Origin of the sequence: Rheinheimera sp. 1928-s, from assembly GCF_029269265.1 — a bacterium.
Lineage (GTDB): Bacteria > Pseudomonadota > Gammaproteobacteria > Enterobacterales > Alteromonadaceae > Pararheinheimera.
The window spans coordinates 933,184-956,076 of record NZ_JARIXP010000001.1 but is presented as its reverse complement, the minus strand read 5'-3'; the positions used below and the strand labels follow the sequence as shown (position 1 = coordinate 956,076).

Below are 22,893 nucleotides of genomic sequence, written 5' to 3'. Positions count from 1 at the left end.
TTAAGCATAATGCAGACCCCTGTTATTCTGATTGTTGAAGATGAAGAAGTAACACGACTGAATCTGGTCAGCCTGTTTGAAGGCGAAGGCTATGATGTGGTTGAAGCAGTGAATGGTGAAGAAATGAACCAGAAACTGTCTGAACACAAAGTCAATTTGATTGTTATGGATATCAATCTGCCTGGCAAAAACGGCCTGATTTTGGCTCGTGAATTACGCCAGAAAGAAAACGTAGGTCTGATTTTCCTGACCGGACGTGACAGTGAAGTCGATCGCATTTTAGGTCTGGAAATTGGTGCAGACGATTACCTGACCAAACCTTTTAACCCACGTGAACTGACTATCCGTGCCCGCAACCTGTTAAACCGCACCGTATCTCAACCTGTAGTGGAAGAGCATAAAAGTGTGGTGAAATTTAATGGGTGGGTATTGGATGAAAACAGCCGTAACCTGACGTCACCTGAAGGTGTGTCACGCCGTTTACCTAAAGGTGAATATCGTGCTTTACGTTTGATGCTGGACAGTCCGGGTAAAATTTTCACTCGTGAACAACTGATCCGTCATATGACAGGCCGCGAACTCAGAGCTAACGACAGAACTGTGGATGTCACTATTCGCCGTATTCGTAAGCATTTTGAGTCCGACGTAGAAAGCCCAGAGCTGATCAGCACCATTCACGGTGAAGGTTACCGCTTCGTAGGCAAACTAGAAAAATAATCCTGTACAACCTGTCCTTCTATAATTCCAATAGGATGCTGACGGGTTAAACAGATTGTTCGATATACTCCTCTAGAGCGGCCAAGTGCCGCTCTATTGTTATATGGAAATTGATCAGCTGCTTTTCCATGCCTTGCAGTTCTGTACTTTGTTCCAGTAATTTTGCCTGATGTTGCACCCACAATAATCCGACCGAAGCCGCGGCACCTTTTAGCTTATGAGCCGCCTCCTGAAATTCAGTGACATCTTGCTGCACTGCAGTTTCCATCATTTTATTAATATAACCTGGCAACAATTGGGTAAATAACTGCACACTGCGTAACATGGTCTTTTTACCCAAAGACTGCAGGTAATCATCCAGAGTTTGCTGATCAAGAATTTGCTGCTCATGGGCTTTTTCAGCTGTGATCTCTTTAGGCGCAGGAGCGCCAAACAGCTGATGTAAAATCTGGTCCAGTTTATTGGTATTAATAGGTTTGGCCAAAGCACCATCGACCCGAACATCCTTTAACTGCTGCTCGGCTTTACGCACATTAGCACTTAATACCACCACTGGCAGTCTGGCTAAAGCAGGTTCAGAGCGGATAAAACGTGCAACCTGATCACCCGACATATCCGGCAACTGCATATCCAATAACACCAAATCTATATCGTCCTCTGTTTCCAGTAAGGCCATCGCATCCTCGCCAGTCTCAGCGAGGATCACCTGATGACCCCGTTGTTCCAGCAAGTTAGTGGCTATTTCAGCATTTAAAGGCACGTCTTCCACCAGCAATATGGTTAAAGCCGGATACACAATTTGTGGCGCAGCAGCAGGAGCACAAGTAAGTTCTGCCGGCAAAAGCATAGTAAAAGTACTGCCCTGACCAGGCTCGCTTTTCAGTTTGATCTGACCGGACATAGCTTCGATTAAAGCCCGGGACACAGATAAACCTATACCAGAGCCCACTATACTTAAACGCCTGCCGTCGCTGGATTTATAGTACATATCAAAAATACGTTGCTGCTCAGCCTCAACAATACCTATGCCGGTATCTGTGACACTAAAACAAAGCTCTGCCGGGTTATCAGTAGTGATGGATACATCCAACTGCACAGAACCACGAGCGGTAAATTTCACTGCATTATTAATTAAGTTCCATAACACCTGCCGAACTCGGGTTGGATCCAGACGAACATAAAGCTGGCCTGGCACAACTTCAGGTTCAATAAACAACAGGCCTTTTTGCTGACAGATTAGATGGGCAAAATTGCAAATATCATGGACAAATTCATTGAGTTGCACCGACTGATAAACAATATCTAAATCCTGCCGGTCAATTTTATCCAAGTCGATAATATCGTTAAAAATATTACCTAAAGTCTCAGCACTACTGAAGATGGTATTACTCCAGCTGCGCTGCTCTGTGGACAACGGACTTTCCAGTAAACGTCTGGTTAATCCTACTATGCCATTTAGCGGCGTGCGCAGTTCATGGCTTAAGGTAGCAATAAATTTACCTTTATCCTGATAAGCTTTTTCCAGCGCCTGTTCAGCCAGTTTACGAGAGGTAATATCCCGGCCAAAACCAAGCAAACCTATATAACGGCCTTGTTTATCAAAAAACGGCACTTTGCGCATTTCAAACCATAACATGCGGCCATCAGGGGTCTGATAGTCCACATCTAAAGTCAGCTCTACCCGACTGGCCGAGATTTCCTGATCGGTCAGAATAGCTATAGGGGTAGATTCAGCATCGTATAGTTCTGCCGGATAATGGCCTATCAGCTCTTTCGCCGATTTGCCCATTATGACTTCAAACATCTTATTGCAACTGACAAAACGCCCGGTTTCGTCGCGGTAATAAAATAAGTCAGGAGAGCTGTCGACTATAGAGCGGATTAATAAACTTTGTTCTTCCAGCTCCTGCTGAGTTTTGCGGCGTTCAGTAATTTCACGGCGCAGTTCGTCTACAGCACGGCGTTTGGCCTGGAAAGCTTTTTTCCGCTCTTCAATTTCAAAATTCAGCTGACGAATGGTTTCCTGCATATTCTGGTTCAGCAGCTTTTCCTGTCGTATCGAATCCTGCAAATAAAACAGCGCTTCATCCAGATGGCGAACTAAATAAAAGCTACTCAGTAAAAAGGCTGGTGTTATGGAGGCGGAAAACAGCAAAGCGCCCAACACCATGGACCAAAGCACCATATCGTGGATCAACAGGCTATATAAGCCTGTAATGACTCCGGTTAAGGCCTGCAATAAAATAAAACACAGGCAAAAACACTGTAACCAGCCCCATTGCTTTAAGAAGCCAGCCAAACGCCGGACTAGCGGGTGAACACTTTGCTGCATTATCTGCCTTTGAAAATAAATTCTTCACAACAAGGGGTAAGCTACCCGAGATGTATTGTTGCTTTTAGTTCAGCAAGTCTGCCAGATCCTGCAGCTTTTTGTCCTGCTAAATTTTGTTGTCGGCTGAACCAAAACAGGTAAAAATCTGAGGCGTTGAGCATTTTTCAACCAGAAATCGATTTTACTAACGAAGAATGATTGACAGAAGATGACAGAGCGGTTAAATCTTAAAGCCATCTGAATTTAATCATCTGCAAAGTAATATGCTTAAAAAAGCGGTTTCGCTCTCAACATATTACTACTCGTCCTACTACCTGTCGGAGTGGTTTAACGAGTAGCCAAACCACCAGCTCACTGCTGGGTGTTTTGCTATTTAAAACTAAACCATAACAACTAACAGCCTGCTGACTATAACTCTGCAACCCGGTTGCCAGAGCAGACAGTGCTGTAATGAAGCAACAGGTAATAAAAAATGTTTAAACCATCTATGCTTTCGCTGGCCGTTGCGGCTTGCTGCTTTTCCGTATCTGCTCAAACTGAAACTGCAACTGAAAACGATTCAATAGAAAAAATCGAAGTCACAGGCTCCCGCCTCAAGGGGGTTGATTTAGAAGGTGCTCAGCCGCTGGTCGTGATCAGTAGCGACGATATTAAAAAATCGGGCGCTAATAGTATTTTTGATTTATTGAAAGACGTAGGCCAATTGAGAGGCGGTGACGGCACCTTTTCCACCAGTGAAAGTGGTGCAACCTCAACGTCAACGCCAGCAGGTCAGGCCGCAGCATCATTGCGTGGTTTAGGCCCGGCTTCCACTTTGACGCTGATTAACGGCCGCCGTGTTGCTGCCAGTTCATTTGCGGCAGGCACTCAGAATTTTGTTGATGTAAACAGCATTCCTTTAGCTGCCATTGAACGTATTGAAGTCTTAGCCACAGGCGCTTCGGCCATTTACGGGGCAGATGCTGTAGCTGGTGTTATTAACTACATACTGAAAAAAGATTATGAAGGCATGGAGCTTAATGCCTCTTATGGCGACAGTGCGGCGTCCAGTGATGAGAGCCGCCGCAACCTGAATCTGGTATTTGGTCAGCAAGTTGCTGGCGGTCAACTGACTGTATTCGCTGATTATCTTGACCGTAACGCCTTTAGTGCTCAGGACAGAGACTTTACCCGTTCTCCCCTGCTACAAAGTTCATACTCTTACCTGCCAAAAAACACACCCAATATTTATTACAACTCTGTACGCTCGGGCAATGAACTGGCTACGCCAGGCTGCGCTACCGAGCTTGTGACTACAGAGTTTGGTGAAGAAATTTGCGCTTATTACCCCAATGAAGATGACCAACTGAACTCAGATTTAACCAGTTACTCCACTGGAGCTATTTTCCAGAAAGACTTTGGTGATATCAGCTGGAATACCGATGTGTTTTTCAGCAATACCAAATCTGTCGCCCTCTCAAGCCCAGCTCCTATTAATCAACTGGATGACAGTGAAGGCCCTTTTGCAGACGAAAGCACTCTGGATATTTTTGGCCCTGCCCTTCGTGATGAGTTACTCGATCAATTGTATATAGACCCTTTTGATACAGTCGCTGGCCGTGAGCTTTATGGTTTTGCTTTTGATGCCCGTTTTGGTACACCACGCACTATAGAAGTGGAAACAGACGCTTTGCGTTTAGTCAGTGCTTTATCAGGTTCAGTGGGTGATTGGGGTTGGGAGTCGGCTGTTATTTACTCTGAATCAAAATCTGATCAGGTTGCCACTAAAGGCGTTTACAACAGATATAAATACCACGCCGCTTTAGCAGGTGAACTTTGCTCTAACGGCACTATTGCCAGCTATGACGCTGATAACGATAGCTTAAGTTGCAGCAGCAGCTCTTTAGGCGCTATCTATAACCCTTTCCTGCAAAACGATAGCAGCAACGAAGCTTTGCTGGCGCTTGCACAGGAAATGCCAAACCGCAAAGGTAAAAGTACAGTACTAGGTTGGGATGCGCGCTTTAATGGCGATTTAATGGAATTTAACGATGGCGTGATTAGCTCTGCTTTTGGCCTTGAAATTCGTAAAGAAAAAATCACTGATACCCCTTCAGACAATGCAATAGCCAGAGCTGAAAACGGTTATCTGGTCGATGTTTTTGGTTTTGGTTCCAGTTTATCGGCAGCTGAACGCACTCAATGGGCGGCATTCTCTGAATTTAATGTGCCGCTGGCCAGTACTTTAGATATGCAGCTTGCCGCACGTTATGACCACTTTGATGATTTTGGCGGCACCTTTAACCCAAAAATTGGCTTTAGTTACCGTCCTGTCGAAGAGCTGATCGTCAGAGCTTCTTACGCCACGTCCTTCCGTGCACCTTCGTTAACTCAGGCCGGAGTAAAACTCAGAACCACCACAGCAAGTTTTGATTGTGGTGCCAACCAGGCCGTTGCAGATTTATTCTGCGAAGGTTTTGGTGATGAACGTGGCAACAATGTGCTGGAGTTGGGTAACCCACAACTGCAGGCAGAAGAGTCTGACTCCATCAGTTTAGGTTTTGCTTTAAGCTTGTCAGAAAACAGCACATTAACAGTGGATTACTGGCGCTTTGAACATGAAAATCTGGTCGATACCAATATGACTGGTGTTCTGGCCCGCGCTATTGGGGATGCTTCTTTACGCCATTGTGGTTTAGTACCTGAAGGTAGTCAGGGTATTTCTTTTGATGAAGCCCTTTGTGATGTAACAGACAACGCAGGTCTGACTATCGAACAAGACGGCGCCAATATGACAGAAATACTGGATGCCTGGGTAGCTTACGACGACCCACGTTTTGCTGAGTTACCACTGTTCCGCGACCATGTATTGCTGCTGGAAAATACCGGTGAGCAAACTGTCAGTGGTATAGATCTGGCGTACGATCACAGATTTGATACTGAAGCTGGCACCTTCGGCCTGAGCCTGGATGCCACCCATTATTTATCTTTTGAGCGCAATAAAGCAGGCTCTGATGAAATCGAAGAGCTGATTGGTAGCTGGCGTTACCCTGAAACTGTAGCTGGCGTGCGCTTTAGCTGGTCAAGAGGTGACTTCTTCAGTAGCATTTCGGCGAATTACACGGATTCCTACGAAGATGATATTGAAGGGCTGCGTGGCCGTGAACTGGACGAGCTGGAAGACTTAGGTCAATTAAACGCAGATGGAACCCGTCAGGTCTCGTCCTGGACTACATGGCGAATGAATTTGGGATATGATTTTGCCCAAACCACGATCAGCTTTAATATCGACAATCTGTTTGATCGGGATCCACCAACAGCTTATGGTTCAAGCCGTGGTTTTGATTCTATTAACCATGATGCTTTAGGTCGTAGCTTCCGTATTGCACTAAGCCACAAGTTTTAACAGCACTCGAAGCGAATAATAGAAGCCGGGCTTTTAGCCCGGCTGCATTTAACAGGTAAATCTCATGCAAGTTACAAGCAAAAAACCGGTCAGCATGCCGGATGCTTTTGTCATACTTTTTTTTGTGATGATAGCGGCAGCTATTGCGTCCCACCTTATTCCGGCTGGTTATTTTCAGATGTTACCGGAAACCCTAAACGCCGCAGGTGAAACTGTTAAAGCCCGTATTGACCCAAACAGCTTCCAGTTTGCTGAGGAACAAAACAAAGCAGTGCCTTTGTTTGGTGAAGGTGGTCAGGTTGGCTTTTTAAACTACGCCTTTGAGGGCATGGTTTCTGGCGACAAAATGGGCGCAGCTATAGGCGTGATTGCCTTTATTCTGCTGACCGGTGGTGCCTTTGGCATCATTATGAAAACAGGAGCTGTTAATAACGGTATTCTGGCATTAATAGCCAAAACCAAAGATATAGATTATTTATTTATACCTTTAATGTTTTTGCTGTTTTCTTTAGGTGGTGCAGTTTTTGGCATGGGTGAAGAAGCCATTGCCTTTTGTATTGTCTTACTGCCTTTGATGCTGGCTTTAGGTTACGATGCTATTACCACTGTGCTGGTTACTTACATCGCCACTCAGATTGGTTTTGCAACCTCCTGGATGAATCCATTTAGTGTCGCTATAGCTCAGGGTATAGCGGGTTTACCTCTGATGTCAGGGGCTGACTATCGTATTGCACTTTGGGTTGTGTTCACCCTTTTCGGCATCATCTTTACCATGCGTTATGCGGCAAAAATTAAAAAGAACCCACAACTTTCTGTCAGTTTTGCTTCAGATCAAAAACTGCGCGCCCAACAGCAAGAACAACAAAGTACCAGCTTCGGTACCTTAGATGCTGCCATTTTATTGCTCTTTGTCGCCGGTATTACCTGGGTAATTTGGGGCGTAGTGGCCCGTGGTTATTACATTCCTGAAATTGCCACTCAGTTTTTTGCTTTAGGTATAGCCACAGCCATTTTAGGTATTGTTGGCAAACGAATGACTGTGAATGGAGCTGCTGATGCCTTTAAACAAGGTGCAGCTGAATTATTACCTGCCGCCATGATAGTAGGTATGGCCAAAGGTATAGTGCTGCTGTTAGGAGGCGACGACGCCACAGAACCTTCTATTCTCAATACGTTATTGCATTACGCTGGCAGCAGCTTTGATGGTGTATCCAGCTATGTATCTGCCTGGTTTATGTTGATTTTCCAATCCGTGTTTAACTTCTTTGTTACCTCAGGTTCAGGCCAGGCAGCTTTAACTATGCCATTAGTTGCGCCTTTGGCGGATTTGGTTGGAGTGTCCCGCCAAATAGCAGTTTTAGCTTTTCAATTAGGTGATGGTTTAACCAACTGCATAGTGCCCACTTCCGCTTCTTTAATTGGTTGCCTGGGTGTAGTGCGGGTTGACTGGATGTTATGGGCAAAGTTTGCCTGGCGTTTGCAGCTCTGGCTTTTCGCTCTTGCAAGTACAGCAGTGCTGGTCGCAGTCGCCATTGGTTATCAATAAGGACATAAAATGAGCGCAATAAAACTATTTAAAAATGCCCATATAGTAAGCCCAACGGATTTAGGTTTGATGGATCTTTTGGTAGCCGGTAATCAAATCGCAGCTTTAGGTTCTGGCTTTGAAGCTGGCAGCAGTAATTTGCCCATTGAAGTGATTGATGCCAGCCATTGTTATTTAGTGCCGGGTTTTGTTGATTCTTTAGTACATTTTATTGGCGGTGGCGGTGAAGGTGGTTTTGCCAGCCGTACTCCTGAAATGCAGTTAACAGATGCCACTTTAGGTGGAGTCACCACAGCTATTGGCGTGCTGGGCACAGACGCAACCACCAGAACCTTAACTAATCTGTTAGCCAAAGCTCATGCGCTGGAAACTGAAGGTATCAGCACTTATTGCCATACAGGTTCTTACGAAATTCCGTGCCGGACTTTAATGGGTAATATCACGGATGATCTGATCCTCATCGACAAGTTTATCGGCGTCGGCGAAATTGCCATCAGCGATTTCCGCTCTTCTCAACCCACTCTAGATGAAATCCGTAAAGTAGCAGCTGCGGCTAAAGTGGGTGGAATTTTGTCAGGTAAAGCTGGTGTAGTCAGTGTGCATGTAGGGAGTGGTGAGTCGTTGTTACAGCCATTGTGGCAAGCTGTAGAAGGTACAGAGCTTAAACTGTCCCAATTCTACCCAACTCATATCAACCGCAATGAAGCTGTGTTTCAGGCCGGTATTGAGCTTGCAAAAGCAGGAGCTGTGATTGATTTTACTACCAGCACCACAAGTTACGACTTACAACATGGTGAAGTAGCAGCTGCAGCAGCTTTAGCAAGAGCTTTAGAAGCAGGTGTTCCGGCAATGAATCTGACATTAAGCTCAGATGGCAATGCCAGTTTGCCAGTCTATAACGACCATGGAGAACTGATTGGGCTTGAAGTAGGCAAAGTACAAACTTTATATCAGGTCGCCCGCCAGGCAGTGCTTGAATATAAGGTACCTTTATCAGATGCCATCACTGCTATAACTGCAGCACCAGCAGCAGTGCTGGGATTGAAGCACAAAGGCCGTATTGCAGCAGGAATGGACGCAGACTTAGTGCTTTTGAATAAAACTGATTTAACAATTCGTGATGTCTTTGCCAAAGGTCGCCAATTGGTAAAAGACGGCAAGGCGCTGGTAAAAGGTACTTTTGAAAAGTAATAGCTGTTGTTAAGAGTTGATTTTCCGTGACTGCATCCCAATTTAGCGAATATCCGACAGATTTAGTCGGGTATTCGCTTTTTTCGTTTAAGCTGTTCTAAAAAAATCAGCTTATATAGCACAGATTTTATACCGGCCCGAGCAGCAAAATATGGTATAAAGTGCGCCAAATTTTTAGCGGGATCATGTCGAACATGATTTCAGCATTTGACGACATTGGAGTATTCATGCCGACCACTATGCCAGATGTAGCTAACCATTCTTCCGCCACCACTGAAGGTGTTTTGGAATGGGTTGGCATGAGCAATATTGAACTGCCACTGATGTTTAGTGTGGCAGGAGAAGCACCACGCCAGGTCAGCGCCAAAGTTGAAGCTTTTGTAAACTTAAAAGATCCAAAAGCCAAAGGCATTCATATGTCGCGGCTTTACCTGTTATTGGATCAGCTGTCGATTGAATCCAGTTTAAGTTTTGCCACCTTAAGCGAACTGCTGAACGAGTTCATCAGCAGCCATGAAGATTTAAGTACTCATGCTTTTGTGAAGTTTGATTTTGAACTGCATTTACGCCGTAAAGCGCTGATCACCGAAAAACAAGGCTGGAAAGCTTACCCTGTGACTATTACAGGCCAGCTGAAAGATGGCAAGTTAGGCGTAGAGATGAAGGTCGACGTGCCTTACTCTTCAACTTGTCCTTGTTCAGCAGCTTTAGCCCGTCAGCTTATTCAAGAAGCTTTTGTGGCTAAATTTGCCGGTCACCAGCAAGTGAATGCAGAACAAGTGAAAGACTGGTTAGGCACCACTCAGGGTATAGTGGCAACACCACATAGCCAACGCTCTATTGCTGAAATAAAAGTACAGCTGAACCATAAAGTCACTGACTTCCCTGTGATAGCGTTAATTGATGCGATTGAAGATGCGCTGCAGACTCCGGTACAGGCCGCAGTTAAACGCGCTGACGAGCAAGAGTTTGCCCGCTTAAACGGTCAGAACCTGATGTTCTGTGAAGATGCAGCCCGTCGTTTAAAACACGCCCTGAACCAGTTGTCTGAATTTGACGATTTCTGGCTGCGGGTGAACCACTACGAGTCCCTGCATGCACATGATGCGGTTGCAGTGACGGTCAAAGGTCTTTCAAACGGTTATCACGCATAAGTTCCGCATAAAAATATCGTTTAAATTACAAAAAAATGCCGCTTCTGCGGCCTTTTTTTTCTTCCACACTAGCTAAAAGCCACAAAAAAGCCTTATTTCTGTAATTTAATTACAAACCTGCTTATTCACAGCCTCAGACAAAATAGTCGGTTAAATGCGCCAGACTGGTCTTGCAATTTCTGCCTGAACTGGGTATATCTAATCGTCTATTTATGGATAGACGTCTAAACGCCATAAAAACAACTATGCGGACCACCTAACTGACTGAAAGCAGAGCTGTTGTTTTCTTTCAGGGATAAAAACGCCAAATACAAGAATAATAATTCATAAATTTAACATTTTTACCCAGCACTTATTGAAGTTAACGCTAACTGACCAGTAATAGAGCTCTTACCAACATAGCCCAGCTATGTAATTCGGGCGATAGAGCTCAGTTAACCAAGCGGCAGCTTCATAAACTAAGGGTATATTTATTTTATACAGGACAGGTTGGAGGAAGAGTCATGGCGTTGTATCACCACAGTCAGGCAAGAGAGAACTGTGGCTTTGGTCTGATCGCTCATTTAGAAGGCGTCGCCAGCCACCGTATTGTGCGCACTGCAATCAGCGGTTTAGACCGCATGCAGCACAGAGGTGGAATTTCAGCGGATGGGAAAACAGGCGATGGTTGTGGCCTGTTAATGCAAAAACCCGATAGTTTTTTCCGAGCAGTTGCAGAGGAGAAAGGCTGGGTTTTGGGCAAAAAGTATGGGGTGGGCATCTTCTTCTTTAGTCAGGATCCGGTGAAGGCCGAACTGGCTCGCGCTATTATTGAACAGGAAATTACCCGTGAGACACTGACATTAGTCGGCTGGCGTGATATGCCAACAGACACCTCGGTGCTGGGTGATTTAGCACTTACTTCTATGCCTCAGATTAAGCAGGCTTTTGTCAGTGCCCAGCCAGGCTGGAACGAACACGATTTAGAGCGTCGCCTTTATATGGTCAGACGCCGTATCGAAAAGCAGCTGACAGACGATGCGGATTTTTATATCCCAAGCTTTTCTTGTCTGGTGACCGTATTTAAAGGCCTGATGATGCCGGCAGATTTGCCGCGTTTTTATCTGGACTTAGCAGACGTTCGGATGGAAACCGCCATTTGCGTATTCCACCAGCGTTTCTCTACCAACACTATGCCACGTTGGGCTTTGGCTCAGCCATTCCGCTTTTTAGCGCATAACGGCGAAATTAATACCATTACAGGCAACAGACAATGGGCCCGCGCCCGTCAGTACAAGTTTTCGTCGCCTTTATTACCAGACTTACCCACTGCTGCGCCTTTTGTCAGCCAGTCGGGTTCAGATTCCAGCTCTTTAGATAATATGCTGGAATTGCTGCTGGCCGGTGGCATGGATTTATTCCGTGCTATGCGTTTACTGGTGCCACCAGCATGGCAAGGCAATAAGGTGATGGACGATAACTTAAAGGCCTTCTACGAGTTTAACTCCATGCATATGGAGCCCTGGGATGGTCCTGCCGGTATTGTCATGACCAATGGTCAGCATGTGGCCTGTAACTTAGATCGCAACGGCTTACGCCCTGCCCGCTTTGTTATTACCAAAGATAAATTAATCACGCTGGCTTCTGAAGTTGGCATCTGGGATTACACACCTGATGAAGTGCAGGAAAAAGGCCGCGTTGGCCCGGGCGAAATGCTGGCTGTGGATACGCAGACAGGAAAAATCTGGCGCTCAGAAGAAATTGACCAGGATTTAATGGTTCGCCACCCTTACCGCAAATGGTTGTCTACCAATGTGCAACGTTTAGTACCTTATGAGCAGTTTGAAACTGACTTAATAGGCAAACGGGTCTTTACTGACGATCAGATGATGGTGTTCCATAAGCTGTTTAACTACAGCTATGAAGAAATCGAACAGGTAGTCACAGTACTGGCAAAAGACGGTCAGGAAGCTGTAGGTTCTATGGGTGACGATACGCCAATGGCTGTATTGTCGCAAAAAACCCGTACTTTCTACGACTATTTCCGTCAGTTGTTTGCGCAGGTCACTAACCCGCCTATCGATCCATTACGTGAAGCTCACGTCATGTCGCTGGCAACCAGCATAGGCCGTGAACATAACGTCTTCAGTGAAACTGCAGGTTATGCCCGCCGTATTCAGTTTGAATCGCCTGTGATGATGTACAGCGATTTAAAACAGTTAAAAGCAGCTGACGAGAAATACTACAAACATCACACTATTTCCCTGAACTTCGACCCTAATGACGAAGATATGGAAACCGCAGTGCGCCGTGTTTGCGCTGAAGCTGTGCGTGTGGTACGTGAAGATAAAGTAGTGCTGGTGATCTTAACAGACCGCCGTATCGAACAAGGCCTGATCCCTATTCCAGCAGCTATGGCTGTCGGCGCTGTGCATCATGCTTTAGTGGATAACCAGCTGCGCTGCGACTCGAACATTATTATCGAAACTGCAACCACTCGTGACCCACATCACTTTGCTGTGCTGGTAGGCTTAGGCGCTACAGGTATTTATCCATTCCTTGCTTATGAAACTATCGAGCAGTTGGTGGAAAAAGGCAGTCTGAATATGACCGCCCGTCAGGCCGTGCTGAATTACCGTAAAGGTATTAATAAAGGCCTGTACAAAATCATGTCAAAAATGGGTATTTCGACTGTAGCGAGTTATCGCTGTTCGAACCTGTTTGAGGCTGTGGGTATTAATCAGAATGTGATGAAGCTGTGTTTCCCTGATTTACCTTCGCGTATTCAGGGTGCCGACTTTGCTGACTTCCAGCAGGACGTACAAATTCGTGCCAACAGCGCCTGGTTAAAACGCAAACCACTGAATCACGGTGGCCAGCTGAAATATGTGCATGATGGCGAATACCACGCTTATAACCCTGATGTAGTGCAAAGCCTGCAAAAAGCCGTACGCAGTGGCAAATATGCAGATTACAAAGTCTATTCCGACTTCGTGAATCAGCGCCCTGTAGCGCATTTACGCGATTTATTCAGCTTAAACAAAGCCAATGCCACTCCGGTCGATTTGGAGCAAGTGCAAAGCGCTGAGCAGCTGTATCCGCGTTTTGACAGCGCAGCCATGTCTATTGGTGCTTTAAGCCCTGAAGCGCATGAAGCTTTAGCTATAGCGATGAACCGTTTAGGTGGTCGTTCTAACTCAGGTGAAGGTGGTGAAGATCCACGCCGTTTTGGTACTGAGAAAAACAGCAAAATTAAGCAGGTGGCTTCGGGTCGTTTTGGTGTCACACCGCATTATCTGGTGAATGCTGAAGTGATTCAGATCAAAGTAGCCCAAGGCGCTAAGCCCGGCGAAGGTGGTCAGTTGCCAGGTGAAAAAGTCACAGCTGAAATTGCGCGTCTGCGTTATTCAGTGCCAGGTGTCACGCTGATTTCACCACCACCGCATCACGACATTTATTCAATTGAAGATTTGGCTCAGCTGATATTTGACTTAAAACAAGTGAACCCTGAAGCACTGATTTCAGTGAAATTAGTGTCTGAACCAGGTGTCGGTACTATTGCAACTGGTGTGGCTAAGGCGTATGCCGATTTAATTACCGTCTCAGGTTATGACGGTGGCACAGGTGCAAGCCCGCTGACGTCGGTTAAATACGCCGGTTCGCCTTGGGAGCTGGGTTTAGCTGAAGTGCATCAGGCCCTGGTTGAAAACGGTTTACGTGACCGGGTTCGCCTGCAGGTAGATGGCGGCTTAAAAACCGGTTTAGACGTCGTCAAAGCCGCTATTTTAGGTGCTGAAAGCTTTGGTTTTGGTACTGGTCCTATGGTGGCTTTAGGCTGCAAATTCTTACGGATTTGCCACCTGAATAACTGCGCCACTGGTGTTGCCACTCAGGATGCGACCTTACGTCGCGACCACTTTACTGGTTTACCAGAAATGGTGATGAACTACTTTAAGTTCCTATCGCATGAAGTGCGTGAGCTGATGGCTGAACTGGGTGTCACTTCACTGGAACAGTTAATAGGTCGTACTGATTTATTATCTATCCGTGAAGGCCAGACGCAGAAACAACTGAAATTAGACTTGAGCCCGATTTTATTGGCCTCTGGTGTTAAATCAGATAAATCCTTGTTCTGCGTACAAAATAACGACCCGTTTGATGATGGCGCCTTAAACCAGGAACTGGTGAAACGCTGCGCCGATATGGTGAAGTATAAAACCGGAGGCCGCTTAACAGTGCCTATCCGCAATACCGACCGCTCAGTGGGCGCTGCCTTATCTGGTTTTATTGCCCGTCATCATGGCAATCAGGGCATGGCGACCGACCCTATTGTGATTAACTGCATAGGTACTGCTGGCCAGAGCTTTGGAGTCTGGAACGCTGGTGGTTTGCATTTATCTCTGCAAGGTGATGCCAACGACTATGTAGGTAAAGGCATGACAGGTGGCCAAATTGCGATATTCCCACCTAAGGGAGTCAGCTATGCCAAAGACGACGCCACTATTGCAGGTAACACCTGTTTATATGGCGCAACCGGCGGCCGTTTCTACGCTGCTGGCCGTGCCGGTGAGCGTTTTGCCGTACGGAACTCAGGCGCCATAGTGGTTGTAGAAGGCACAGGCGATAACTGCTGTGAATATATGACAGGTGGTGTGGTGATGGTATTAGGTCAGACCGGCGTCAACTTTGGTGCTGGTATGACAGGCGGTTTTGCTTATTTATTAGATGAACAGGATGACTTATGCCTGCGGGTGAACCCTGAACTGGTGGAAGCGCTGGATGTCAGCACACCAATTCTGCAGGAACACTTACGTAGCTTGTTACATCAACACGTTGAGGCCACCGGCAGCGAAAAAGCGCACCGGATCCTGACGGATTTCAACAACTACTTAAGCAAGTTCAAACTGGTTAAACCCAAAACAAGTGACGTCAACACCTTGCTTGGTCACCGCGCACGCTCTTCCGATGAGCTGCGGGTTCAGGCGATGTAAGGGAGGCAACTATGGCACAGAATGTTTATCAATTTATCGACGTAAAGCGGGTTGACCCACCAAAGAAGTCACACCGTGAGCGGACCATCGAGTTCGTAGAAATTTATCAACCTATGACTGATACCCAGGCATCAGGTCAGGCCGACCGTTGCCTGGACTGTGGCAACCCTTACTGCGAATGGAAATGCCCTGTGCATAACTATATTCCGCAGTGGCTGAAGCTGGCCAACGAAGGCAAAATTATTGAAGCGGCTGAACTGTCGCATAAAACCAATAGCTTACCTGAAGTGTGCGGCCGGGTTTGCCCGCAGGATCGTTTGTGCGAAGGCGCCTGTACCATCAACGAAGGTTTTGGTGCAGTCACCATAGGTTCTATTGAAAAGTATATTAACGACAAAGCCTTTGAAATGGGCTGGCGGCCGGATTTATCAGCGGTAGTCAAAACCAGCCTGAAAGTTGCTGTAATAGGCGCAGGCCCTGCTGGTTTAGCTTGTGCTGACGTACTTATCCGTAATGGCGTTACCCCAGTAGTATTCGATCGTTATCCGGAAATTGGTGGCTTATTAACCTTTGGTATTCCACCTTTTAAACTGGAAAAAGACGTACTGAAACTACGCCGTGAAATCTTCACCGCTATGGGTATTGAGTTCCGTTTAAATACCACTGTGGGTGTGGATGTCAGCTTTGACAGCTTGCTGCAGGAATACGATTCAGTGTTTCTGGCCTTAGGTACTTACACCCCAATGCAAGGTGGTTTGGTCAACGAAAAAGCCCCTGGTGTCTATGAAGCCCTGCCTTATCTGATTGGTAATATCAATAATCTGATGGGCTGGCAGACAGAACACCAGTATGTAAACCTTGCCGGTAAAAAAGTAGTGGTATTAGGCGGTGGTGACACTTCAATGGACTGTGTACGTACCGCTATTCGTCAAGGTGCCAGCAAAGTAACATTGGCCTACCGCCGCGACGAAGCCAGCATGCCGGGCTCACGCAAAGAAGTACAAAATGCCCGCGAAGAAGGTGTGGAATTTATGTTTAACCTGCAGCCACTTGGCATCAAGTTAAACGACGAAGGCCATGCTTGTGGTATCGAAGTGGTGACTACTGCTATGGGTGCAGCCGATGCCAAAGGCCGTCGTAACGCCGAAGCAGTGCCTGGTTCAGAGCAGGTATTAGAAGCGGACGCTGTGATTGTCGCTTTTGGTTTCCAGCCAAGCCCACCACAGTGGTTAAAAGATATGGGTGTAGAGCTCGACGACAAAGGCCGCGTCGTGGCCAGCGAAAAAAGCACTTACCCACTTCAAACCAACCAGCAAAAAATCTTCGCAGGTGGTGATATGGTCTTAGGCTCAGACTTAGTAGTCACAGCCATAGCTCAGGGTCGTAAGGCCGCTGAGGGGATATTGGATTACCTGCAGGTTTAAGCCTTCATACTTGAAGCTGCAGCGTTGTTGACTGCGCACGCCAGCCCCAGTCACATAGTACAACTATGCTCCTGGGGTATGGCGCACTTGTCGCCTAGCTGCAACATCAATTACTTTGGCTAAGAGTTTTGAGAATATTTTTGAAAACGAGGGCATCAGCTAAAACTGATGCCCTTTTTGTTTTTATCCCTGCCTAAAACGAAAAACTATTGCCAGCTCCACCCTCACTTCAGTTAGAGTAAAACAAAACAACAATAAAAAACTGCGATGAACAACTACCAGCCACTCCTGACAAAAGCACCACCACAACTGATCCAAAGCAATGGCCAGCCAGCTTTTGGCTTATTCGACGGCTCAATTCCGGATTTTAATCTGCAGGATTTTATTTATCAGAACCTGATGGATAACAAAGCCATCGCACTAACCCGTTATTTTCACTACAAGCAGTTTCAGTTTATTTGTGTCACAGGCGCAGACTGGTTGCTGGCTGTGGCTATTGCCGATATTCGTTATGCCAATTCAGGTTTTGCTTATTTGTATAGCTTTGATACTAACCTTGCTGTCAGCAAAGGACTGTTATTGCCAGGCGCTTTAGGTTGCCAAATGAGTAACTCCCCTTCAGCTGGCGAAGCCAAACAACAGTTTGGAGCTTATAAAGTCGCAATAAAAACCAATGCAACAAACTGGCAATTAAACATTGATACCAAAGAATTAAAGGCCAGTTTAACCATAGAAAAAGCCAGCCAAATGCCTTTAGCTTTATGTGCGCCGACAGGCTACAACGGCTTTACTTACACCGAAAAATCTAACGCTTTGATGGTATCTGGTACAGTTGAACTTCATGACAAAACACTAGATTTAACTCAGGCTTTAGCGGGTTATGATTTTTCAGCAGGTTTTATGCGCCGCCAAACCAGCTGGCGCTGGGCCAGTATCAACGCCGTAGTCGAAGGTAAAGCTTTTGGTTTGAATATGGCAGCAGGTGTCAACGAAACAGGGCTTTGTGAAAATGCACTCTGGTTTGATGGCCAAATCCAGCATTTAAGCCCAGCCACTTTTGTCTTTGATCGCAAAGACGATAAAAAACCCTGGCAAGTCAGCAGTCTCTGCGGAGAAGTTCAGCTTGAATTTACGCCTTTGTATTGCCGTCAGGAAAAGGTCAATATCGGCTTACTGGCCAGCAATTTCCGTCAGTATGTTGGGCTTTACACGGGCTTTATTGTACTTAAAAACGGCACAAAACTACAACTGAATGCTGTAAAAGGCTTGGCAGAAGATCATTATGCCAAGTGGTAATCCTATTGGTCCGGTTAACCCGAAGCAACGTATTTAACATATCTGACGGATAGCAGAAGTAACAATAGCGTGAGTACTTTTAATACTGAATATAGCCCTGAAGACTTATCCCGCATTATTGAAATGGCATGGGAAGATAGAACACCTTTTGAAGCCATAGAGGATTTGTATGGCTTAAACCAGCACCAGTTGATTGAGCTTATGCGTAAAGAGCTAAGACGCAGCAGCTTTGAGTTATGGCGTAAACGCACCACAGGGCGCACCACCAAACATTTAAAGCTGCGATCGCCAGAAATTAACCGTGGCTACTGTCCTACGCAATACAAGAGATAGTCAATACAAGAGATAAATCAACACAATGACCTTATTACCCTGGACTCAAATGAGCGCCGAAATAAATACTGATTTCAATCAGCGCATAGTGCAAACGCCAGAGCAGGGGCTTTGGTACGAGTCGCCTGCCAAAGATATTCACAGAAGACCTTTGGACAGAATAGGCGCAGAAGTAGCCAAAGCCACCAGCATAGTGCGTTATTTACCAGGCAGTCAGTTTGCCAATCATCAACATGGTGGTGGTGAAGAAATTCTTGTGCTTGACGGTACTTTTTCTGATGAATACGGCGATTACCCAGTTGGTACTTACTTACGTAACCCACCCGGCACTTCACATGCCCCTTTTTCCAAAGAGGGTTGCTTATTACTGGTCAAACTGTGGCAATTCAGCCAAGGCGACACAGAGCAGCTGTGTATCCGACCAGAACAGCAGCACTGGCTGCCTGGTTTAGTACCTGGCTTACAGGTGTTACCTTTGCATCAGTTTGATGGCATCAACACAGCCTTAGTACGCTGGGCACCCAACACCAGATTCCAGCCTCATGTGCATGCAGGGGGTGAAGAAATTTATGTACTCGAAGGTGTGTTTCAGGACGAATTTGGCAGTTATCCAAAAGGCAGCTGGTTACGCAGCCCACGCTGGAGCAAACACCAGCCATTCACTGGTGCTGAAGGCGCACTGATTTATGTCAAAGTGGGGCATTTAGGCGCTGAATTATTGGGGGATGCGATAAGAACATCTGCAAATTAAACTTTTAATTAAAAAAAAACATAGAAAAAACAACATTCCATTGACCTGCTCCTAAGGATATCGTAATTTCTGTCTGCGCTTTGAGGCGTAATAAATTATTAAAATACGGAGATTTTATGAAGTTAATTTTGGTTGCTGCAACTTCTGCAGTGCTGCTGTCTTTAGTCACAACTCCTTCAGTTCAGGCTCAATCTGGTTCGATCAACCCATGGAAACATTGTGGTATTGGCGCGATGATTTTTGATGACAACGGCACAGCTGCTGCAATATCAAACATCATTTGGGACTTAGGTACTACAGCGGTTTCATCTAATATATCTTCTGATAGTTCTTGTAAAGGCAGCCGTGTCGCGGCAGCACAGTTTATCAATGACACTATAGTGACTATTGAAGAAGAAACTGTCACAGGTCGTGGCGATCATTTAACGGCTATGCTGAATATGATGGGCTGTGAAGCTGAAGCTCATCCAGCTATTATTGATCAAGTGCGTACAGATTTAGATCTGGATATCGAAGAGAAAACCGCAAAAGCAGAAGCTTACTACCTGCAACTCGATGCTAAAGTATCAGGTGAATTTGCTGCCCAGTGTAAATTGATTTAACTTATTGTTTCAGCTGTTCAGACCCGCTCCATAGCGGGTCTTCATTTTTATGGCTTACTATGCGCTGCTCCATATTTTATGTTTTTTTACTGCTGATATCTTGTTTGGTATCTGAAGCTCTCCAAGCCAATGAAGTCTGGCCAACACAAAAAAAACTCACTGAACTTAGCTCACAGAAATATTGGTTAGCCTTGCTGCATATGCCAACAGCAACTGCAAGCAGCGAAATCATCGACCCTGCTTTTTTCCTGTCAACATCTACAGAAAAAACCGCCAAAGCCGAACTTGAAGCCAGCTTAAAGAGCTTTTTCATCTCTTCAGGTGAGGACTCAAACTCTCATAGCCAATGCCGCTTCCCGGCACGCTTTCAATGGTTAAAAACACAATTACCAGAACTATTGGCTAAAGTTCCACAAATTCAGTGTCCACTTTTAGAACAATGGACAGATCAGGAGCAAGTAAGTTCTGTCAGTGCTGTATTTGCCAGCGGTTATCTGGGCAATCCAGCCTCTTTTTATGGTCACATTTTATTGAAGTTTAATAGCTCATCTGAAACAAAAAATATTCTTCAGCAGCAAAGCCTAAACTTTGGTGCTGCTGTACCCGAGCAGGAAAACCCGCTGATTTACATAGGTAAAGGCTTGTTTGGTGGTTACGATGCGATGTTTTCACACGGTTTATTCTATTTGAACATACAAAGTTACGGTGAAGCTGAACTGCGTGATCTGTGGGAGTACAAACTCGATCTTCAGCCAGAACAAGTCAGAAGCCTAAGTTTGCATGCCTGGGAGCTTATAGGCCGTAACTACCAGTACTTTTTTCTCAAACAAAATTGTGCATTTCGTATGGCTGAATTACTGGAACTGGTGATCAATGCTGAACTCATTGATAAAAACCAGCCTTGGGCTATGCCAGTATCCATTTTCCATCAGCTCGCCGAGGTAAAACAGCAAGAACTCCCTCTGGTCAGCGAGGTGATTCAACATCCGTCCAGACAGCAAAGATTCCATCAGGCTTATCTTGAGTTACCACAATCAACAAAAGAGCTGGTGGCTGCGATGGTGCAACATGGATTTAGCACTGAATTGCAGGATTATCGGCAATTGCCTGCAAAGCAAAAAATAAAAGTATTAGAGCTACTGTTTGATTATCTTGAGTTTTTACGGATCAGCAAACACGAACTCTACTCGGATCAAGCTAAACGTAAGCTGCTAAAGGCGCGCCTGGCCTTACCCGCTGCTACAGAAAAAACAAAACATACGACTCAGGCTGCACCTCATCAAAGCCATTTACCTTCTCTGTTGCAAATCAGTGCGGTTAGCCATCAGCAGCAGGCTGCATTGCAACTCAGGTTCAGAGCTACCTATTACGATATGCTAACTAGCGATACAGCCAGAGTCCCCTACTCTGCATTATCTATGTTTGATCTAAAGTTACGCTGGCAAGGTGGCAAACTGGACTTGCATAGTTTTGATCTACTTCATATCGAAAACATGAATTTGTCCGTGACAGGACTGCCAGCAGACGGCGGATATGCCTGGAAAATGAATCTTGCTTATAAACCAGAAAATTTAAGCTGCTGGTATTGTCAGAGCCTGCAATTCAATGCTGGCATAGGAAAAGCAGCTAAAGGGCATGCAGGACTTTGGTATTTTATGCTGGATGGCCGTTTGCATCAGGATCGTTTTAATACAGGCGTTGTTTCCACAGAACCAAGAATAGGTTTGGTGACTGATATTACGCCCTGGTGGCGCAGCCAATTGGAATTTGGATACAGATATTATGTTTCTGATCATCAACAGAAGTTTGTTAGCAGCAAATGGTTAAACCGATTTGGCCAGCATAAAAACTGGGATCTGCGCTTGAGTCTGGAGACGCAAAAAGAGACCGAAGTAGGCCTCTCTTTTGGTTACTATTGGTAAATTCAACTCTTAATTCACCACAGCCACTAAATCTGAGCGAATGAAATCAGATAACACAGCTTGATGTTGTTGCGCCCACAAGCCCATAGCACGGCCATCTCCCGTGGTGACTTGTTCGATAAAGGCACTGGATAAAGCCTGAGTAGCAGCTTTAATCACTTGTTGCTGAGGCGCTGTATCAGAATCGCGGCGCCAGCCTGAAAAAATGTTGTGACTGCCTGAACTGAACACCGCCAGTACTTTGTAGCTGCTGGCCATAGCGTAATACAGCTCAAATCTGTCTGCAGGAGATGAATAATAACCCGGTACCTTAATTTCATCTTCAGTGGTGGTGATATGTAAAGTGGGGATAGTCACTTCTGCCAGCACCTGATCCAGTGGTTGATCGTTATAAAAAGGCGGGGCTGAAATTAAAATAGCAGCTTTAATTCTGTCATCTTTCAGGCTAACTAATTCGCCGTTTTGCTCCACTTGAGCGCCACTTAACAACATTGAGGTATTAGCGCCATAGGAATGGCCTGCCATCAGAATATTTTGATGATCAAAATCTGCTGCATAGTCAGAGGCCAGCATTTTATCCAAAGCAAACTTCACATCCTGCACTCTGGCCAAAGCTTCGCTTGCATCCGCTGCATCCATTAAACGAAAAGGTAACATCAGCCGGTTGCCACGCCATACTTTTCGGTCGCTACCGTCATGCTGCACATGCAAACTGGCATATCCCTGACTAGCCCAATACTGGCCCAAATAGGCGTAACGCTCTTTTGAGCCGCCTAAACCATGGGAAAATACGATTAAGGCTTTGGCTTTTTTCTGATGGGCAGGTTTAAACAGTAAAGCAGGTACTATCCGCTCTCTGCTTTGATCCATCCAGTCAAAACTGATTTCGTCGATATTCAGCGATAAGCTTTGTGCCACTTCAACTGAATGCAATACTGAAGGCAAATTCAATTGCTGCTGCCAGGCCACTGAGGTTAAGGCTTGCTTTTGCGAACAGCCGCTTAAAGACAGCAGCAAAATACCTGTTAATGCAGCTAAGCCTGCAGCTTTGATCCCGGTAATGGTTCGCATAAACATCCTCTTTACTAATAATCTGACAGCAGTTGGCTACCTGAAATAATACGGACAGAAGTGGAGAAGGATCTGTACCTTGCAATCAATCTGTGGCGCACAGTATCAGCCTTAGTTGCTCAATTAAAAAGCAATAAAAATTGATAAGGCTGTTCAATAAACTCGAACAAAGTTTTTACCTGTGGAAAATTTAGTAGAT

At 45.7% G+C, this 22,893-nt stretch carries 14 protein-coding genes; 12 read left to right on the top strand and 2 right to left on the bottom strand.

The window, feature by feature from the left end; genetic code table 11:
* Nucleotides 1-9: 9 nt before the first annotated feature.
* Nucleotides 10-717: a two-component system response regulator ArcA gene (gene arcA, locus P3C17_RS04185; protein ID WP_233079228.1), complete on the top strand. Its 708-nt coding sequence runs from the start codon at nucleotides 10-12 to the stop codon at nucleotides 715-717.
* Between the two features lie 46 nt (nucleotides 718-763).
* On the opposite strand, the gene P3C17_RS04180 is transcribed toward arcA, so the two are convergent.
* On the bottom strand, nucleotides 764-3,049 hold the full coding sequence (locus P3C17_RS04180; RefSeq protein ID WP_300928246.1) for an ATP-binding protein: 2,286 nt from the start codon (nucleotides 3,047-3,049) through the stop codon (nucleotides 764-766).
* A 472-nt stretch (nucleotides 3,050-3,521) separates the two neighbouring features.
* Between P3C17_RS04180 and P3C17_RS04175 the strand changes: the two genes are divergently transcribed.
* The 11 genes from P3C17_RS04175 (at nucleotide 3,522) to P3C17_RS04125 (ending at nucleotide 21,623) form a co-directional block, all read left to right on the top strand.
* On the top strand, nucleotides 3,522-6,434 hold the full coding sequence (locus P3C17_RS04175) for a TonB-dependent receptor (protein WP_300928245.1): 2,913 nt from the start codon (nucleotides 3,522-3,524) through the stop codon (nucleotides 6,432-6,434).
* 64 nt (nucleotides 6,435-6,498) lie between these two features.
* Nucleotides 6,499-7,980: a putative basic amino acid antiporter YfcC gene (yfcC, locus tag P3C17_RS04170; protein ID WP_300928244.1), complete on the top strand. Its 1,482-nt coding sequence runs from the start codon at nucleotides 6,499-6,501 to the stop codon at nucleotides 7,978-7,980.
* A 9-nt stretch (nucleotides 7,981-7,989) separates the two neighbouring features.
* Nucleotides 7,990-9,171: a beta-aspartyl-peptidase gene (gene iadA, locus P3C17_RS04165; protein ID WP_300928243.1), complete on the top strand. Its 1,182-nt coding sequence runs from the start codon at nucleotides 7,990-7,992 to the stop codon at nucleotides 9,169-9,171.
* Between the two features lie 194 nt (nucleotides 9,172-9,365).
* Nucleotides 9,366-10,325, top strand: a complete 960-nt coding sequence (gene folE2 / locus P3C17_RS04160; RefSeq protein WP_300928242.1) for a GTP cyclohydrolase FolE2 — start codon at nucleotides 9,366-9,368, stop codon at nucleotides 10,323-10,325.
* A gap of 503 nt (nucleotides 10,326-10,828) precedes the next feature.
* Entirely contained in the window at nucleotides 10,829-15,295 is a 4,467-nt protein-coding gene (gene gltB / locus P3C17_RS04155; protein ID WP_300928241.1) for a glutamate synthase large subunit, read from the top strand.
* 11 nt (nucleotides 15,296-15,306) lie between these two features.
* Nucleotides 15,307-16,719 (top strand): FAD-dependent oxidoreductase, encoded by a 1,413-nt coding sequence (locus P3C17_RS04150; RefSeq protein WP_300928240.1) that lies wholly within the window; start codon nucleotides 15,307-15,309, stop codon nucleotides 16,717-16,719.
* A 267-nt stretch (nucleotides 16,720-16,986) separates the two neighbouring features.
* Nucleotides 16,987-18,015, top strand: a complete 1,029-nt coding sequence (locus tag P3C17_RS04145; RefSeq protein ID WP_300928239.1) for a DUF2804 domain-containing protein — start codon at nucleotides 16,987-16,989, stop codon at nucleotides 18,013-18,015.
* 69 nt (nucleotides 18,016-18,084) lie between these two features.
* A complete protein-coding gene (locus tag P3C17_RS04140) occupies nucleotides 18,085-18,348 on the top strand; it encodes a TIGR03643 family protein (RefSeq protein WP_300928238.1) in 264 nt (87 codons plus the stop codon).
* 49 nt (nucleotides 18,349-18,397) lie between these two features.
* The gene (locus P3C17_RS04135) at nucleotides 18,398-19,099 is read left to right on the top strand and encodes a cupin domain-containing protein (RefSeq protein ID WP_300928237.1); all 702 of its coding nucleotides are present in this window, start codon (nucleotides 18,398-18,400) and stop codon (nucleotides 19,097-19,099) included.
* 116 nt (nucleotides 19,100-19,215) lie between these two features.
* Complete coding sequence (locus tag P3C17_RS04130) at nucleotides 19,216-19,701, top strand: DUF3015 family protein (protein WP_300928236.1); 486 nt, start codon at nucleotides 19,216-19,218, stop codon at nucleotides 19,699-19,701.
* Between the two features lie 104 nt (nucleotides 19,702-19,805).
* Nucleotides 19,806-21,623: a DUF4105 domain-containing protein gene (locus tag P3C17_RS04125; RefSeq protein ID WP_300928235.1), complete on the top strand. Its 1,818-nt coding sequence runs from the start codon at nucleotides 19,806-19,808 to the stop codon at nucleotides 21,621-21,623.
* Nucleotides 21,624-21,632: 9 nt separating this feature from the next.
* On the opposite strand, the gene P3C17_RS04120 is transcribed toward P3C17_RS04125, so the two are convergent.
* Nucleotides 21,633-22,694, bottom strand: a complete 1,062-nt coding sequence (locus tag P3C17_RS04120) for an alpha/beta hydrolase (protein ID WP_300928234.1) — start codon at nucleotides 22,692-22,694, stop codon at nucleotides 21,633-21,635.
* Nucleotides 22,695-22,893 lie beyond the last annotated feature (199 nt).